The sequence below is a fragment of the Streptomyces sp. NPDC006140 genome, assembly GCF_040628815.1.
Lineage (GTDB): Bacteria > Actinomycetota > Actinomycetes > Streptomycetales > Streptomycetaceae > Streptomyces.
In genome coordinates this window covers 13381-27793 of the sequence record NZ_JBEXTS010000015.1, presented here as the reverse complement: position 1 = coordinate 27793, position 14413 = coordinate 13381, and the positions used below count along the sequence as shown (strand labels likewise).

General features: G+C 73.5%; 14 protein-coding genes. 3 read left to right on the top strand and 11 right to left on the bottom strand.

Annotated features, from left to right (window positions below; genetic code table 11):
• Window positions 1-87: 87 nt before the first annotated feature.
• From ABZ386_RS32280 to pdhA, 3 genes are read right to left on the bottom strand one after another with little or no spacing between them, the layout of a single operon-like run.
• Window positions 88-1473: a dihydrolipoamide acetyltransferase family protein gene (locus ABZ386_RS32280; protein WP_358967103.1), complete on the bottom strand. Its 1386-nt coding sequence runs from the start codon at window positions 1471-1473 to the stop codon at window positions 88-90.
• Entirely contained in the window at window positions 1473-2477 is a 1005-nt protein-coding gene (locus ABZ386_RS32275; protein WP_351340325.1) for an alpha-ketoacid dehydrogenase subunit beta, read from the bottom strand. Before ABZ386_RS32275 ends, ABZ386_RS32280 begins: the two co-directional genes overlap by 1 nt.
• The gene (gene pdhA, locus ABZ386_RS32270; RefSeq protein ID WP_355718534.1) at window positions 2474-3625 is read right to left on the bottom strand and encodes a pyruvate dehydrogenase (acetyl-transferring) E1 component subunit alpha; all 1152 of its coding nucleotides are present in this window, start codon (window positions 3623-3625) and stop codon (window positions 2474-2476) included. The genes ABZ386_RS32275 and pdhA overlap by 4 nt, the downstream gene beginning before the upstream one ends.
• A 187-nt stretch (window positions 3626-3812) precedes the next feature.
• Here pdhA and ABZ386_RS32265 point away from each other — a divergent pair, with 187 nt between their 5' ends.
• Window positions 3813-4298 (top strand): Lrp/AsnC family transcriptional regulator, encoded by a 486-nt coding sequence (locus tag ABZ386_RS32265; RefSeq protein WP_351340822.1) that lies wholly within the window; start codon window positions 3813-3815, stop codon window positions 4296-4298.
• A 21-nt stretch (window positions 4299-4319) separates the two neighbouring features.
• On the opposite strand, the gene ABZ386_RS32260 is transcribed toward ABZ386_RS32265, so the two are convergent.
• From ABZ386_RS32260 to ABZ386_RS32250, 3 genes are all read right to left on the bottom strand, one after another.
• Window positions 4320-4628: a hypothetical protein gene (locus ABZ386_RS32260; protein ID WP_351340334.1), complete on the bottom strand. Its 309-nt coding sequence runs from the start codon at window positions 4626-4628 to the stop codon at window positions 4320-4322.
• 89 nt (window positions 4629-4717) lie between these two features.
• The gene (locus ABZ386_RS32255) at window positions 4718-5308 is read right to left on the bottom strand and encodes a TetR/AcrR family transcriptional regulator (RefSeq protein WP_351340336.1); all 591 of its coding nucleotides are present in this window, start codon (window positions 5306-5308) and stop codon (window positions 4718-4720) included.
• Window positions 5305-6822 (bottom strand): 3-hydroxyacyl-CoA dehydrogenase, encoded by a 1518-nt coding sequence (locus ABZ386_RS32250; protein WP_358967100.1) that lies wholly within the window; start codon window positions 6820-6822, stop codon window positions 5305-5307. Before ABZ386_RS32250 ends, ABZ386_RS32255 begins: the two co-directional genes overlap by 4 nt.
• Window positions 6823-6982: 160 nt before the next feature.
• Between ABZ386_RS32250 and paaN the strand changes: the two genes are divergently transcribed.
• Window positions 6983-8674 (top strand): phenylacetic acid degradation protein PaaN, encoded by a 1692-nt coding sequence (gene paaN, locus ABZ386_RS32245; protein WP_358967097.1) that lies wholly within the window; start codon window positions 6983-6985, stop codon window positions 8672-8674.
• 10 nt (window positions 8675-8684) lie between these two features.
• Here the strand turns inward: paaN and ABZ386_RS32240 are convergent, their stop codons facing one another.
• Genes ABZ386_RS32240 through ABZ386_RS32230 form a run of 3 tightly spaced genes read right to left on the bottom strand, consistent with a single transcriptional unit; the run spans window position 8685 to window position 11499 of the window.
• Window positions 8685-9428 (bottom strand): TrmH family RNA methyltransferase, encoded by a 744-nt coding sequence (locus ABZ386_RS32240; RefSeq protein WP_356503968.1) that lies wholly within the window; start codon window positions 9426-9428, stop codon window positions 8685-8687.
• Window positions 9425-10639, bottom strand: a complete 1215-nt coding sequence (locus tag ABZ386_RS32235) for an HTTM domain-containing protein (protein ID WP_358967094.1) — start codon at window positions 10637-10639, stop codon at window positions 9425-9427. The genes ABZ386_RS32240 and ABZ386_RS32235 overlap by 4 nt, the downstream gene beginning before the upstream one ends.
• On the bottom strand, window positions 10636-11499 hold the full coding sequence (locus ABZ386_RS32230) for a DUF5819 family protein (protein ID WP_358967091.1): 864 nt from the start codon (window positions 11497-11499) through the stop codon (window positions 10636-10638). Before ABZ386_RS32230 ends, ABZ386_RS32235 begins: the two co-directional genes overlap by 4 nt.
• Before the next feature lie 380 nt (window positions 11500-11879).
• On the opposite strand from ABZ386_RS32230, the gene ABZ386_RS32225 reads away from it, so the two are divergent.
• Entirely contained in the window at window positions 11880-13013 is a 1134-nt protein-coding gene (locus ABZ386_RS32225; RefSeq protein ID WP_356668842.1) for an acyl-CoA dehydrogenase family protein, read from the top strand.
• 45 nt (window positions 13014-13058) lie between these two features.
• Here ABZ386_RS32225 and ABZ386_RS32220 read toward each other — a convergent pair whose 3' ends face one another.
• Both ABZ386_RS32220 and ABZ386_RS32215 read right to left on the bottom strand, forming a co-directional pair.
• On the bottom strand, window positions 13059-13388 hold the full coding sequence (locus ABZ386_RS32220) for a rhodanese-like domain-containing protein (protein ID WP_031118155.1): 330 nt from the start codon (window positions 13386-13388) through the stop codon (window positions 13059-13061).
• 64 nt (window positions 13389-13452) lie between these two features.
• Window positions 13453-14268 (bottom strand): hypothetical protein, encoded by an 816-nt coding sequence (locus tag ABZ386_RS32215; protein WP_351340355.1) that lies wholly within the window; start codon window positions 14266-14268, stop codon window positions 13453-13455.
• Between the last annotated feature and the right edge of the window lie 145 nt (window positions 14269-14413).

Below are 14413 nucleotides of genomic sequence, written 5' to 3'. Positions count from 1 at the left end.
CCCCCCGAGTATGCGTGCCCCCGCGATCACAGGGAACGCGGGGGAACCGGCACGATCAAGGGCGCCTGCTCAGGCCGGGAACAGGAATCACAGCGTCCGCAGCAGCACCGCCGGTTGCTCCACGCAGTCCGCCACGTAGCGCAGGAAGCCGCCCGCCACGCCGCCGTCGCACACCCGGTGGTCGAACGTGAGGGAGAGCTGGACGACCTGGCGCACCGCCAGCTCGCCCTCGTGCACCCAGGGCTTGGGGACGATGCGGCCGACGCCGAGCATGGCGGCCTCGGGGTGGTTGATGATCGGCGTGGAGCCGTCGACGCCGAAGACCCCGTAGTTGTTCAGCGTGAAGGTCCCGCCGGTGAGGTCCGCCGGCGTCAGCGTCCCGGCGCGGCCCGCCTCGGTCAGCCGGGCGAACTCCGCGGTCAGCGACTCGGCGTCGCGGGCGTGCGCGTCCCGTACGACCGGGACGACGAGTCCCCGGTCGGTCTGCGCCGCGAAGCCCAGGTGTACGTGGTCGAAGCGGACGACCTCCCTGGCCTCCGCGTCCACCGTGGCGTTGAGTTCCGGGAAGCGGGCGAGGGCAGCCGTGCAGATCCGGGCCAGCAGGGCCAGGAGGGAGATCTTCGGTCCGCCGGCCGCGTTCATGGCCGTGCGCGCCCGCATCAGCTCCGTGGCGTCGGCGTCCACCCAGCAGGTGGCGTCCGGGATCTCCCGGCGGCTGCGGGCCAGCTTCTCGGCGACGGCGCCGCGGACGCCCTTGAGGGGGATGCGGGTCTCGCCGGGGGCCGCGGTGGCGGAGGGCCGTGGTGCGGTGGCCTGGGCGAGGGACGGGCTCGTCACCTGCGGCACACGGGCGTGCGGCTCAGCCGTGGGGGCCGCCGCGCCCGCCGGGGCGGCGGCGCGCAGGGCGTACTCCACGTCCGCCCGCAGGATCAGCCCGTCGGGGCCGGAGCCGGTCAGCTCCCGCAGGTCGATGCCGTTCTGCCGGGCCAGCCGGCGGACCAGGGGCGAGATCACGGGGACCGGGCCGTCCTCCGCCTCGGCGTCACCGGCCCGGCCGTTCACCGCCGTCGGGACGGCGGCACCCTGGCCATGGGCCGCCCCCGTCATCGGCCGGTCCGGCCGCACCCGCCGTCGCCGCGCGGGCGCCTGCGACGTGCCGTACCCGACGAGGACGTTGCCCGAGCCCTCGTTCCCGGCTCCCGCCGTGCCGTCGCCGGACGGCGGCCGCTCCCCCACCGCGACCGTGATCAGCGGTGCCCCGACGGGCAGTTCGGTGCCCTCCTCGCCGAAGCGGGCCGTGACCACGCCGCCGTAGGGGCAGGGCACCTCGACCATCGCCTTGGCCGTCTCGACCTCGACGACCGGCTGGTCGACGGCGACGACGTCGCCGACCTCGACGAGCCAGCGGACGATCTCCGCCTCGGTGAGCCCCTCACCGAGGTCGGGCAGCTTGAACTCCAGCACCTGTGCCATCAGCTCTCGGCCTCCCACTGCAGGCGCCCCACGGCGTCCAGGATCCGGTCTACACCGGGCAGGTGGTGGCGCTCCAGCATCGGCGGCGGGTACGGGACGTCGAACCCGGCCACGCGCAGCACCGGCGCCTCCAGGTGGTGGAAGCAGCGCTCCGTGACCCGGGCCGCGATCTCCCCGCCCGGGCCCCCGAAGGAGCCCGACTCGTGGACGACGACCGCGCGTCCCGTCCGCCGCACCGAGGCGCACACCGTCTCGTCGTCGAACGGCACCAGGGAGCGCAGGTCGACGACTTCGAGGTCCCAGCCCTCGGCCCGGGCCGCCTCGGCCGCCTCCAGGCAGACGGGTACGGACGGCCCGTACGTGATGAGCGTGGCGCTCCGGCCCGAGCGCCGCACCACCGCGCGGCCTATCGGCTCAACGGGCGTCGGCCCCTCGGGGTTCCAGACGTCCTTCGACCAGTACAGCCGCTTCGGTTCCAGGAAGACGACCGGGTCGTCGGAGGCGATGGCGGCGCGCAGCAGCCCGTAGGCGTCGGCGACGGTCGCGGGCGTGACGACATGGAGCCCCGGGGTCGCCATGTAGTACGCCTCGGAGGAGTCGCTGTGGTGCTCGACGCCGCCGATGCCGCCGCCGTAGGGGACGCGGATGGTGATCGGCAGGGGCATGGCGCCGCGGGTGCGGTTGCGCATCCGGGAGACGTGCGAGATGAGCTGTTCGAACGCCGGGTAGGCGAACGCGTCGAACTGCATCTCCACGACCGGGCGCAGTCCGTACATGGCCATGCCGACGGCGGTGCCGAGGATGCCCGCCTCGGCCAGCGGGGTGTCCGTGCAGCGGTCCTCGCCGAACTCCTTGGCGAGTCCGTCGGTGACGCGGAAGACGCCGCCGAGGGTGCCGACGTCCTCGCCCATGACGTGCACGGCGGGGTCGGCGGCCATGGCGTCGCGCAGCGCGCGCGTGAGGGCCTGCGCCATGGTGGCCGGCTTGACGGCGACGGTGGTCATCGGTGCGTGCCCCCCTCGGGCTCGGCGTCGGCCTCGGCCTCCAGCTCGGCCCGCAGCCGGGCCTGCTGCTCGCGCAGTTGCGGGGTGGGCTCGGCGTAGACGTGGGTGAACAGGTCCATGGGGTCCAGGGCCGGGTCCTGGTTCATGCGCTCGCGCAGGGCCGCCGCCATGGTCTCGGCGTCCTGCCGGGCGGCCTCGATGCCGGCCTCGTCGAGCAGGCCGCGCGCGGTCAGCTCCCGCTCCAGCAGCTGGATCGGGTCGTGCGCGCGCCAGGTCTCGACCTCGGTGTCAGCGCGGTAGCGGGTCGCGTCGTCGGCGTTGGTGTGGGCGTCGACGCGGTAGGTGATGGCCTCGACGAGGGTGGGGCCGCCGCCCTCACGCGCGTGCTGTACGGCGTCGGAGAGCACCTCGTGCACGGCGGCGGCGTCGTTGCCGTCGACCAGGCGGCCGGGCATGCCGTAGCCGACGGCCTTGTGGGCCAGCGACGGCGCCGCGGTCTGCTTGGCGAGCGGGACGGAGATCGCGAAGCCGTTGTTCTGCACCAGGAAGACGACCGGGGCCTGCCAGACGGCGGCGAAGTTCAGCGCCTCGTGGAAGTCGCCCTCGCTGGTGCCGCCGTCGCCGACCATGGCCAGCGCGACGACGTCGTCGCCCTTGAGACGGGCGGCGTGCGCGAGGCCCACGGCGTGCGGCAGCTGCGTGGCGAGCGGCGTGCACAGGGGCGCGACGCGGTGCTCGTAGGGGTCGTAGCCGGTGTGCCAGTCGCCGCGCAGCAGGGTCAGCGCCTCGACGGGGTCCACCCCGCGGGCCACCACGGCGAGGGTGTCGCGGTAGCTCGGGAAGAGCCAGTCCTGCTCCTTGAGGACCAGCGCGGCGGCGACCTCGCAGGCCTCCTGGCCGGTGGTGGAGGGGTAGACCGCGAGACGGCCCTGCTTGGTGAGCGCGGTGGCCTGCGCGTTGTAGCGGCGGCCCTTCACCAGCTCCGCGTAGAGCCGCCGAAGCAGCTCCGGGTCGGCCTGCGCGGCCGCCTCGGTGCCGAGGACGCGGTACGGCTCGGCGTCGGGCAGCAGCGGCGCGGGATCCATGCGCGGCTGCCAGGCGGGCGGCGGGGTCGGCCGGTACGCGCCCCGCTGCTCCATGACCGTCATGACGGCACCTCCTCGTGGGAGCTTCGAGAGGCACGTCGGCTGTGACGCGCCTCACCTACCGATTGTTCGGTCGTCGGCACATTTTGGCTACGGGTGACCTCAGGCTGTGGACAAACGGTTCTCCACAGCCTGAGATGGACGCAGGACGTCCATGGCAGGGAGGCGGGCGCGGGTGGCAGCTGAACAAATGGCCGAGAGCCCGGAGGACAGCGGTGCGCTGCCGCCGGCGCGGCCCCTGGACGCCATCGACCAGGACATCCTGCGCATGCTCCAGGCGGACGGCCGCGCCTCGATACGGTCGGTCGCCGAGCGGGTCCACGTCTCGCGCGCGAACGCCTACGCCCGCATCAACCGGCTCGTCGAGGACGGCGTCATCCGCGGCTTCGGCGCCCGCGTCAACCACGAGAGGGCCGGGCAGGGGACGTCCGCGTACATCACCCTGAAGATCGTCCAGAACTCCTGGCGCACGGTCCGCGAGCAGCTCAGACAGCTGCCCGGCGCCTCCCACATCGCCCTGGTGGGCGGGGACTTCGACGTGCTGCTGCTGGTGCACGTGTCCGACAACCGGTCGCTGCGCGAGCTGGTGCTGACCCGGCTCCAGGCGATCCCGGAGGTGCTGAGCACGCGCACGCTGCTGGTGTTCGAGGAGGAGGACCTGGAGCCGCAGAGCTGAACCGGCCCGGGGACCCGTCCGTCAGCCCGAGGCCATCGCGAGGCCCATCAGCACGGCGAGCAGCAGCGGGACCAGCGCGCAGCCGATACCGGTGCCGGCCACGGCCATCCGCGCCCCGCGCAGGGACCGGCGGTGCGGCAGCAGCCAGGACAGCGCCAGCAGGCCGGCCGCCCAGTAGAGCACGCCCCCGAAGGCGCCGGGTCCGTCCTGGGAGACGAACCAGCTGTACTCCAGCGCCAGGAGCGGCAGGCCGAGCAGGGTGGCCACGAGGGGCGCCCGCCACCACGTGCGGTGGGCGGCGGAAGGGGACGACAGGTCATCGTCGGGCATGCGCCCCACTCCATCACCGCCGGGCGGCCGGGCCATCGGGACGTGTACTCACCTCGCCCACGCGTGCGTACTCACGCCGCGGGCCGGTGTCACCCGGCCTTGCGCAGCCCCCCGAACGCCAGCTGCACCACCGCGTCGGCCACCTCGCGCTCGCCCATGCCCCGCCCGTCCGGGCGGTACCACTCCACGATCGAGTTGATCATCCCGAAGACCAGCCGGGTCACCAGCCGGACCTCTATGTCGCCCCGCACGTCCCCGTCCGCCGCCGCGGCCTTCAGCAGGTCGGCGACCCGGTGGTCGAAGTCGCGGCGCCGCTCCAGGGCCCACCGCTCGGTGTCGGTGTTGCCGCGCACCCGCAGCAGCAGCGTCACGTAGGGCAGCTCGGCTATGAGCACCTCGACCATGCGCCGCACGACGTACTCCAGGCGCTCGGCGGCGCGCCCCGCGCGCGCGTGCTCCTCGTCGAGGATCCCGAAGAGGCCGTCCAGGGCCCGGCTCACGGCCCGGCGCAGCAGCTCCTCCTTGCCGGTGACGTGGTGGTAGATCGACGACTTGGAGATGCCGGCCGCCTTGGAGAGGTGCTCCATGGAGGTGCCGTCGTAGCCGCGCTCGTTGAACACCCGGACGGCGACGGACAGCAGCGTGTCCGGGGTGTAGGTGTCGCGCTTGGCGGTGGTCATGAGGCGGTGCCCTCCCGCTTGTCGGAGGCGTGGGCATGGCGGTACAGCGCGAGGGAGGGCGCGTAGCGCCCCGAGGGGTCGCGCAGGTGCAGGTCGTCCAGGAGGGCGTACGCCCAGGAGCGGCCGAGCCTGCGGCTCCACTCGAAGGGGCCCAGGGGGTAGTTGACGCCGAGGCGCATCGCGGTGTCGATGTCCTCCTCGGTGGCGACGCCCTTGGCGACGGCGTCGTGCGCGAGGTCGATGATCCGGGCGACCGTGCGGGCGACGATCATGCCGGGCACGTCGCCGATGACGGTGACCTTCTTGCCGAGCGCCTGGAACAGGCCGATCGCTTCGGCGAGGGTCTGCGGGGCCGTGTCCTGGGAGGCGGACAGGGCGATCCGGGTCGCCGCGCGGTAGTCCAGGGCGAGGTCGAAGTAGACGACGTCCCGGAACTCCACGGAGGTCTGCCCGTCGGCGAGGACCAGCTGGCCGCCGCTCGGCAGCACCAGGCGGGTGCCGTTGTCCTCGTCCTCCTCGCGGACCTGGACGCCCGCCTCGCGGATCATCGCCAGCAGCTCGGAGGCCGGCCCCAGGTCGCCCTCGGCGACGACGTACGCGGGCGGCTGCCGCCGCTCGGCGGTGTCCGGCTCGGGGCGCTCGGCGCCCTCCCCGTGGTCGTACCAGCCCTGCCCCGTCTTGCGGCCCAGCCGGCCGGACTCGACCAGGCGGCGCTGGGCGAGGGACGGAGTGAAGCGCACGTCCTGGAAGAAGGACTCCCAGACCGACCGCGTGACGGACTCGTTGACGTCCTGGCCGATCAGGTCGGTCAGCTCGAACGCGCCCATCCGGAAGCCGCCCGACTCGCGCAGCACGGCGTCGATGGTGGCCGGGTCGGCGCCCTGCGCCTCGTACACGGCGAAGGCCTCGGCGTAGAAGGGCCGGGCGATGCGGTTGACGATGAAGCCGGGGGTGTCCGCGCAGGCGACGGGCGTCTTGCCCCAGGCGCGGGCGGTCTCGTACGCGCGCGTGGCGTACGTGACGTCGGTGGCGAACCCGGAGACGACCTCGACCAGCGGCAGCAGCGGGGCCGGGTTGAAGAAGTGCAGACCGACGAAGCGGCCGGGCACGCGCAGGGCGCCGCCGATGGCGGTGACGGACAGGGAGGAGGTGTTGGTGGCGAGCAGGCAGTCGTCGTCGACGATGTCCTCCAGCTCGCGGAACAGCTCCTGCTTGACGTCCAGCCGCTCCAGGACGGCTTCGACGACCAGGGTGCAGTCGGCCAGCTCGGCGAGGGTCTCGGCGGGCAGCAGGCGGGCGCGGGCGGCGTCCCGGTCGGCGGCGGTGAGCCGCTCCTTCTCGACGAGCCGGTCCAGGCGGGCCCCGATCGCGTCGGCCGCCTCCCGCGCCCGCCCGGGGAGGGCGTCGTACAGCCGTACGGGATGGCCCGCGACCAGCGCGACCTGGGCGATCCCCTGACCCATGGTGCCGGTGCCGACGACGGCCACGGGGCTGCTGAGGTCCAGTGCTGTCATGTGCGCGATCCTCCCGCACGGGGTTTTCCACAGATGCGGCGGACCCCCTTGAACCGACCGATCGTTCGGTTACTCTAGCTCTGTCCGAGTGTTCCTGCCCAGGTTTCTGCCCAGGTCATGAACTCGACGAGGAGTTCTTGAGACGAGGAGTTGGTCACCCATGACCGCCGCACTCTCGGCGCACGAGCTGATCGCCCGGCACCGGTCCACCCTCGACCAGGCGCTGGAAGCGATCCGCACGCGCGCGTACTGGTCCCCGCACCCCGAGCACCCCAAGGCCTACGGGGAGAACGGCAGCCTGGACGCGGCGGCGGGCAAGGCCGCCTTCGACGCCCTGCTCGGCAGCCGCCTCGACCTCGGCCAGCCCGGGACGGACGACTGGGTGGGCGGCGAGACCTCCCCGTACGGCATCGACCTGGGCGTGACGTATCCGCACGCGGACCTCGACGTGCTGCTGCCCGCCATGAAGGCCGGACAGCGGGCCTGGCGTGACGCGGGCGCCGAGCAGCGCGCGGTGGTCTGCCTGGAGATCCTCAAGCGCATCAGCGACCGGACGCACGAGTTCGCGCACGCGGTCATGCACACCTCCGGCCAGGCGTTCATGATGGCGTTCCAGGCGGGCGGGCCGCACGCGCAGGACCGCGGCCTGGAGGCGGTGGCCTACGCGTACGTGGAGCAGGTGCGCACGCCGGACAACGCCGAGTGGACCAAGCCGCAGGGCAAGCGCGACCCGCTGGCCATGACCAAGCAGTTCACGCCGGTCCCGCGCGGCATCGGCCTGGTGATCGGCTGCAACACCTTCCCGACGTGGAACGGCTACCCGGGCCTGTTCGCCTCCCTCGCCACCGGCAACGCGGTCCTGGTCAAGCCCCACCCGCGCGCGGTGCTGCCCCTCGCGCTCACGGTGCAGGTCGCGCGCGAGGTGCTCGCCGAGACCGGCTTCGACCCGAACCTGGTGGCGCTGGCCGCCGAGCGCCCCGGCGAGGGCATCGCCAAGACGCTCGCGCTGCGCCCCGAGATCCGCATCATCGACTACACGGGCTCGACCACGTTCGGCGACTGGCTGGAGGCCAACGCCCGCCAGGCGCAGGTCTACACGGAGAAGGCCGGCGTCAACACGGTCGTCGTCCACTCCACGTCCGACTACAAGGGCATGCTCTCCAACCTGGCGTTCTCGCTGTCCCTGTACAGCGGCCAGATGTGCACGACCCCGCAGAACCTGCTCGTCCCCCGGGAGGGCATCTCCACGGACCAGGGCCCCAAGTCGTACGACGAGGTCGTCGCGGATCTCGCCAAGGCGGTGGACGGACTGCTGGGCGACGACGCCCGGGCGAACGCCCTGCTGGGCGCGATCGTCAACCCGGACGTGAAGGCCCGGCTGGAGAAGGCGGCGGGGCTCGGCGAAGTCGCCCTGGCGTCCCGGGAGGTCACCAACCCGGACTTCCCGGGAGCGGTCGTCCGTACGCCGGTGATCGTGAAGCTGGACGGGGCCAAGCCGGACGCCGAGGCCGCGTACATGAGCGAGTGCTTCGGGCCGGTGTCCTTCGCCGTCGCGGTCGACTCGGTGACGGACGCGGTGGAACTGCTGGGCCGCACCATCCGCGAGAAGGGCGCGATGACGGTGGGCGCGTACACCACCGACGCCGAGGTCGAGCGGGCCGTGCAGGAGGTGTGCCTGGAGGAGGCGGCGCAGTTGTCGCTGAACCTGACGGGCGGGGTGTACGTGAACCAGACGGCCGCCTTCTCCGACTTCCACGGGTCGGGCGGCAACCCGGCGGCCAGCGCGGCGCTGTGCGACGGGGCGTTCGTCGCCAACCGGTTCCGGGTGGTCGAGGTGCGCAGGGAGGCCTGAGGGACCGCCCCTAACGGGGCGCTCCGCAACTCCAGTGGTAGAGCGTCATCGCCACGCTCGTCGCCAGGTTGTAGCTGCTGACCTGGGGGCGCATCGGCAGGGACAGCAAGTGGTCCGCACGCGCGCGTAGTGCGGTCGACAGGCCCGTGCGTTCGGAGCCGAACGCGAGGACGGCGTCGTCCGGGAGCTTGACGCCCCGGATGTCGTCGCCCTCCGGGTCGAGGGCGAACAGCGGGCCGGGCGGCAGGTCGGGCACCTCCAGCCGTTCCACCGCCGTCGCGAAGTGCAGCCCGGCCCCGCCGCGTACGACGGTGGGATGCCAGGGGTCGACCGTCCCGGTCGTCACCACTCCCGTCGCCCCGAAGCCGGCGGCCAGGCGGATCACCGCCCCCGCGTTGCCCAGGTTGCGCGGGTTGTCCAGGACCACGACCGGGGCCGTGCGCGGCGTGTGCGCCAGCTTCTCCAGGTTGGTCGCCCGGGACGGGCGCACCGCCAGGGCGGCCACGGCCGTCGGGTGCGGGCGCGGCACGAGCGAGGCGTACGTCTCGTGCGAAACCTCCGTCAGCAGCGCGGCCAGGGTCTCACGTACGTCGGGCGCCAGTTCCTCGGCGAGGGCGAGTGCGGCCGTCCGGTCCGCGGCGACCGCCACCGGCACCTCGGCGCCGAACCGCAGCGCGTGCTTGAGGGCGTGGAAGCCGTCGAGCAGGACGGTGTCGCCGGCGAGCCGGTGCCAGGCGGTGACGGGGTCGGTCATGTCCCGAAGCCTACGTGCGTGGTCTCGGGGCTCTCGTGGGCCTCCTGCTCGCGGACCGGGGGCCGCCGCCGGTCGCGCCGGAGGAGGCGGTCACGCGCGCGTGCCGCCCGGCCGCCGAGGCGGCGCAGGAAGGTCGTCGGCAGGAACACCGCGTCCGCGGCGATCATCGCCAGTGAGAAGAACGGCAGGCCCAGCACGACGGCGATCACGGCGTGCTCGGTGATCATCACGGCCAGCAGGACGTTCTTCGCCCGCCGGTTGAACAGGGTGAACGGGAAGGCGACCTGCACGAGGACGGTCCCGTAGGTCATGAGCATCACCAGCGTGCCGCTGGCGGACAGCAGGTCGGCGAGCGCGGGCCAGGGCGAGAAGTACTCCAGGTGGAGCGGGTAGTAGACCGCGGTGCCGTCCTGCCAGCGGGAGCCCTGGATCTTGTACCAGCCGGCCGTGGCGTAGATCAGGCACGCCTCCGCCATGATCACGAGCAGGGCGCCGTTGTGCACGATGTTCGCGACGACGTCGAGCAGGACCCGCGTCTCGCCGGACCTCGCGCGACGCCCGGCCAGCCACCACAGGGCCTGCCCGACCCACACGGTCCACAGCAGCGCCGGTATCAGCGACTCGCCCCGCATCCGGCCGGCCAGGGTCGCCGCGACCAGCACGAACCCGAGCACGCCCCACAGGACCGGCCCGGTCCGGTCCGTGACCCGCTCGCCACGCGCGCGTGCCGCCCCGGCCCGCGAGGCCCGCCGGGCGTCCAGCGACCACACCTGGGCGCAGCGCGTGAACACCAGGTAGATCGACATCAGGTGCAGCACGTTGTCGCCGCCGTCGCCCATGAAGACGCTGCGGTTCTGCAGCGACAGCACGCCGACCATGAACAGCACCGACATGGTGCGGGTGCGCCAGCCCAGCATCAGCAGCGCACTGGCCAGGACCGCGAGCGCGTAGACGCTCTCGAACCAGATCCGGCCGTCGGACCACATCAGCGTGGTGAAGGCGCCGTTCGTGCCGATCAGCTGCTCGGCGAGGTTCCAGCTCCACGGGCCGTCGGGGCCGTAGAGCTCATGGCGGTGCGGCAGCTCGCGCAGCAGGAACAGCAGCCAGGTCGCGCTGAAGCCGATGCGGACGACGGCGGTCTGGTACGGGCCGAGGGCGGCCTCGGTGACACGGGCGATCCCGCGCGAGACGCACAGGGAGAAGCGGTTCACCGCACACCCCCCTCGGCCTCGTCCTGCGGCACCTTCCACCACGGCAGCTCGCGGTAGGACGGCGTCGTGGAGACTTTCTCGCGGCTCCACTCGGGCGGGGGCACGTTGCTGGTGCGGGAGCGGACCTGCACCCGTTCGAGAGCGCCGCCGCCCCCGGTCGACGCCCGCACCGCGTCGTCGCGGTCCAGGCGCAGCACCGCGATCCGGCGCAGATACGTCTCGGAGAGCGCGCCCCGCAGGCCCACCGGGCGGTTCTCGCCGTCGTGCGTCGCGACGAAGAAGTCCCAGGCGCGGCGCAGCTCGTTCTGCTGGGTGTGGCTGGGCAGCAGATTGCCGTCGATCGCCCGGCCGTCCTCGGCGGACAGGTCGTACCAGCCGGTCGTCAGCGTCATGCCGTCCGGCCCGCGGACCTGGGCACGGACCTGGACCGAGATGTTCTGCTGCAGCGGGTTCGGCGCGAAGAGCTTCCAGTTCTGCTCGAACTCCGGATAGACCCAGTCGTCCACGGCCCTGCCGTGTTCCCTGGTGACCGTGTTCGGCGGCGCGACGTGCAGGAACATCATCCCCAGATGCACACAGACCCCGACCGCGACGACCGCCAGCGCCATGGCGACGACGACCTGGTAGCGGAGGGAAAGCGCGGCGACGCCGGTGCGGGGGCCCGGTTCCAGGGGTGGGCCGGGCTCGGTGGGCGGAGGCTCCAGGGGTCGGCCGGACTCGGCGGGAGGACGCTCCAAAGCTGGGCCGGGCTCAGCGGGCGGAACCGGCTCAGCAGGCGGAACCGGCTCGGTGGGCGCGCCCGGCTCGGTGGGCGCGCCCGGCCCGTGCCGGGCGTCCGAGCCCTTGTCGTACGCGTCCATTCCGCTTCCGCCCCGTTCCCGATCACGGTCCGTCGTTCCGCCCGCCCGGCCGCGGGGCGTCGTACCGCCCGCGTCAGCGCCGCGCGCGTCGGCACCGGCACGGTACTCAGGCCGCCCACCCGGGCACAGCCCCTTACGCCGGTCCGGACCATGGCCCTCGCCACACCGCGAGAGCCGACCGTACGGCGCCCGCGACCGCCCGGGAGCGCGATCCCTCTGGTCCACAGGGGACCCCCGCAGGTTATCCACAGGGGACCCGGCGGATGGCCCGCAGGAGTGACACCCTACGGCGCCCGCCCGTACACCCATTCCCTTCTTCTAGAACCTGTTCTATCTTGACGCCCCGTCAGCTCATCGGGACCGCCGGGAGGACAGGCACCGTGGACTTCACCTTCACCGAGGAGCAGCAGGCGGCGGCCGAGGCGGCGCAGGGCGTGTTCGCCGGGGTCGCCCCCGACGCCGTGCCGAGCCCGGCCCTCACCCGGGGCGCCGTCGCCGAGACGTACGACCACGCCCTGTGGGCCCGGCTCGCCGACGCGGACCTGCTGAGCCTGCTGCTCGACACCGAGTACGGCGGGGCCGGCCTGGACGCCGTCGCGCTCTGCCTGGTGCTGCGGGAGTCGGCCCGGGTGCTGGCCAGGGTGCCGCTGCTGGAGAGCAGCGCGGCAGCGGCGGCCGTACAGGCCTACGGCGGTGACGAGGCGAAGGCGGCCCTCCTCGCCCGGGCCGGCCGGGGCGAGACCGTGCTGACCGTCGCCGCGCACGGCCGCACCGGCCACGACCCGGCCGAGCTGGCCGTGACGGCGCGGCGGGAGGACAGGGACTGGGTGCTGGACGGTGTGCAGACGGCGGTGCCGTGGGCGTACGACGCCGACGTCACGGTCGTCCCCGCGCACACCGGGACCGGCCGGAGCGTGCTGGCCCTGGTTCCGCGCGGGCACCAGGGCGTCGTCCTCGCCGAGCAGTTCTCCACCAGCGGCGAACGGCTCGCCGAGCTGCGGCTGGAGTCGGCGCGCCTCGCCGCCCGGGACGTGATCGACGCCGACGGGGCCTGGGAGTGGCTGCGGGACCTGCTGGCCACCGGGACGTGCGCGCTGGCGCTCGGGCTCGGGGAGCGCGTGCTGCGGATGACCGGGGAGTACACCAGCAAGCGGGAGCAGTTCGGCTTCCCCCTCGCGACGTTCCAGGCCGTCGCCGTGCAGGCCGCCGACCGGTACATCGACCTGCGCGCGATGGAGGCCACGCTGTGGCAGGCGGCGTGGCGGATCGCCTCGGGGGCACCGGGCGCGCTGCCCGCCGCCGGGGACGTCGCCGTCGCCAAGATCTGGGCGGCGGAGGGCGTACGCCGGGTCGTGCAGACCGCGCAGCATCTGCACGGCGGGTTCGGCGCCGACGTCGACTACCCGCTGCACCGCTATCACGCCTGGGCCAAGCACCTGGAACTGTCGCTCGGCCCGGCGGCGGCCCACGAGGAGACCCTGGGCGACCTGCTGGCCGCCCATCCCCTGACCTGACCGCCCGGGCGCGAGCGCCGGTAACCAGGCGCCGGGCGCCCGGCGCTAGAGGACGAACCCGGGCTGCCCGTCGTCCGTCACGACGGGACGGCCCGCCGCCTCCCACACCTGCATGCCGCCGTCGACGTTCACCGCGTCGATGCCCTGCTGGGCCAGGTACATCGTGACCTGCGCGGACCGGCCGCCGGAGCGGCAGATCACATGCACCCGGCCGTCCTGCGGGGCGGCCTCGGTCAGCTCGCCGAACCGGGCGACGAACTCGCTGATGGGGATGTGCAGCGCGCCTTCGGCGTGACCGGCCTTCCACTCGTCGTCCTCGCGGACGTCCAGCAGGAAGTCGCCGTCCTTGAGGTCCGCGACCGCGACCGTGGGCACACCAGCTCCAAAACTCATGTGTCCGACGCTACCGGAACGCCCGGTGGGACGGCCGGGACGCGGCTCAGCCCTCACCGAGCAGCGCGGCCAGCTCCCTCTCGCGGTCGGCGAGCTGGCTGAGCAGCCCCTGCCCGATCTCGTCCAGGAGACGGTCCGGGTCGTCCGGGGCCAGCTGGAGCATGTGGCCTATCGCGCTCTCCTCCAGCTCACGGGCGAGCAGGGCGAGCAGCTCCTTGCGCTGGGCGAGCCACTCGAGGCGGGCGTACAGCTCCTCGGCGCGGCTCGGGCCCCGCTTCAGCTCGGGCCCCTTGGCCCACTCCTCGGCGAGTTCGCGCAGCTCCGCCTCGTCGCCCCGGGCGTAGGCGGCGTTGACGCGGGTGATGAACTCCTCGCGCCGCTCGCGCTCCCTCTCCTCCTGGGCCAGGTCCGGGTGGGCCTTGCGGGCCAGGTCGCGGTAGAGCTTGCGGGCCTCTTCGCTGGGGCGGACCCGCTGCGGGGGCCGGACCGCCTGGTCCGTGAGCATCGCCACGGCCTCGGGGAACAGGCCGCTGTCGTCCATCCAGCCGTGCAGCAGCTCCTCGACGCCGGGGATCGGCGCGAGCCGGGACCTGGCCTCCTCCGCCCGGCGCCGGTCCTCGGGGTCGCCGCTGCGGGCGGCCCTGGCCTCCAGGATCCGGGCGTCCAGCTCCTCGAGCCGGGCGTACAGCGGGCCGAGCTTCTGCTCGTGCAGCCGGGAGAAGTTCTCGACCTCGACGCGGAAGGTCTCCACGGCGATCTCGTACTCGATCAGCGCCTGCTCGGCGGCCCGCACGGCCCGCTCCAGCCGTGCCTCGGGGCGGGCGGCGTCGCCACCGTCCTGCTCAGCTTCGGGGGTCGTCACCCGACCAGCGTAGGCCACGGGCGGACCGTCCCCGTGCCCCTGCCCTCCGGTGAGCCCAGCCCCCTCCGCCCCGCGACGGGACGCACCCGGACCGGCACAGCCGAGCGCCACCCGACCCACCGCGCCGGCCCACCAACGGTGCCGA

Bases quoted from the DNA above. Each gene is read 5' to 3' on its own strand.
- ABZ386_RS32250 (WP_358967100.1), bottom strand. From the start codon at position 6,822: ATGACAGCACTGGACCTCAGCAGCCCCGTGGCCGTCGTCGGCACCGGC.
- ABZ386_RS32260 (WP_351340334.1), bottom strand. From the start codon at position 4,628: ATGCCCGACGATGACCTGTCGTCCCCTTCCGCCGCCCACCGCACGTGG.
- ABZ386_RS32240 (WP_356503968.1), bottom strand. From the start codon at position 9,428: ATGACCGACCCCGTCACCGCCTGGCACCGGCTCGCCGGCGACACCGTC.
- paaN (WP_358967097.1), top strand. From the start codon at position 6,983: ATGACCGCCGCACTCTCGGCGCACGAGCTGATCGCCCGGCACCGGTCC.
- ABZ386_RS32280 (WP_358967103.1), bottom strand. From the start codon at position 1,473: ATGGCACAGGTGCTGGAGTTCAAGCTGCCCGACCTCGGTGAGGGGCTC.
- ABZ386_RS32255 (WP_351340336.1), bottom strand. From the start codon at position 5,308: ATGACCACCGCCAAGCGCGACACCTACACCCCGGACACGCTGCTGTCC.
- ABZ386_RS32275 (WP_351340325.1), bottom strand. From the start codon at position 2,477: ATGACCACCGTCGCCGTCAAGCCGGCCACCATGGCGCAGGCCCTCACG.
- ABZ386_RS32265 (WP_351340822.1), top strand. From the start codon at position 3,813: ATGGCCGAGAGCCCGGAGGACAGCGGTGCGCTGCCGCCGGCGCGGCCC.
- ABZ386_RS32230 (WP_358967091.1), bottom strand. From the start codon at position 11,499: ATGGACGCGTACGACAAGGGCTCGGACGCCCGGCACGGGCCGGGCGCG.
- pdhA (WP_355718534.1), bottom strand. From the start codon at position 3,625: ATGACGGTCATGGAGCAGCGGGGCGCGTACCGGCCGACCCCGCCGCCC.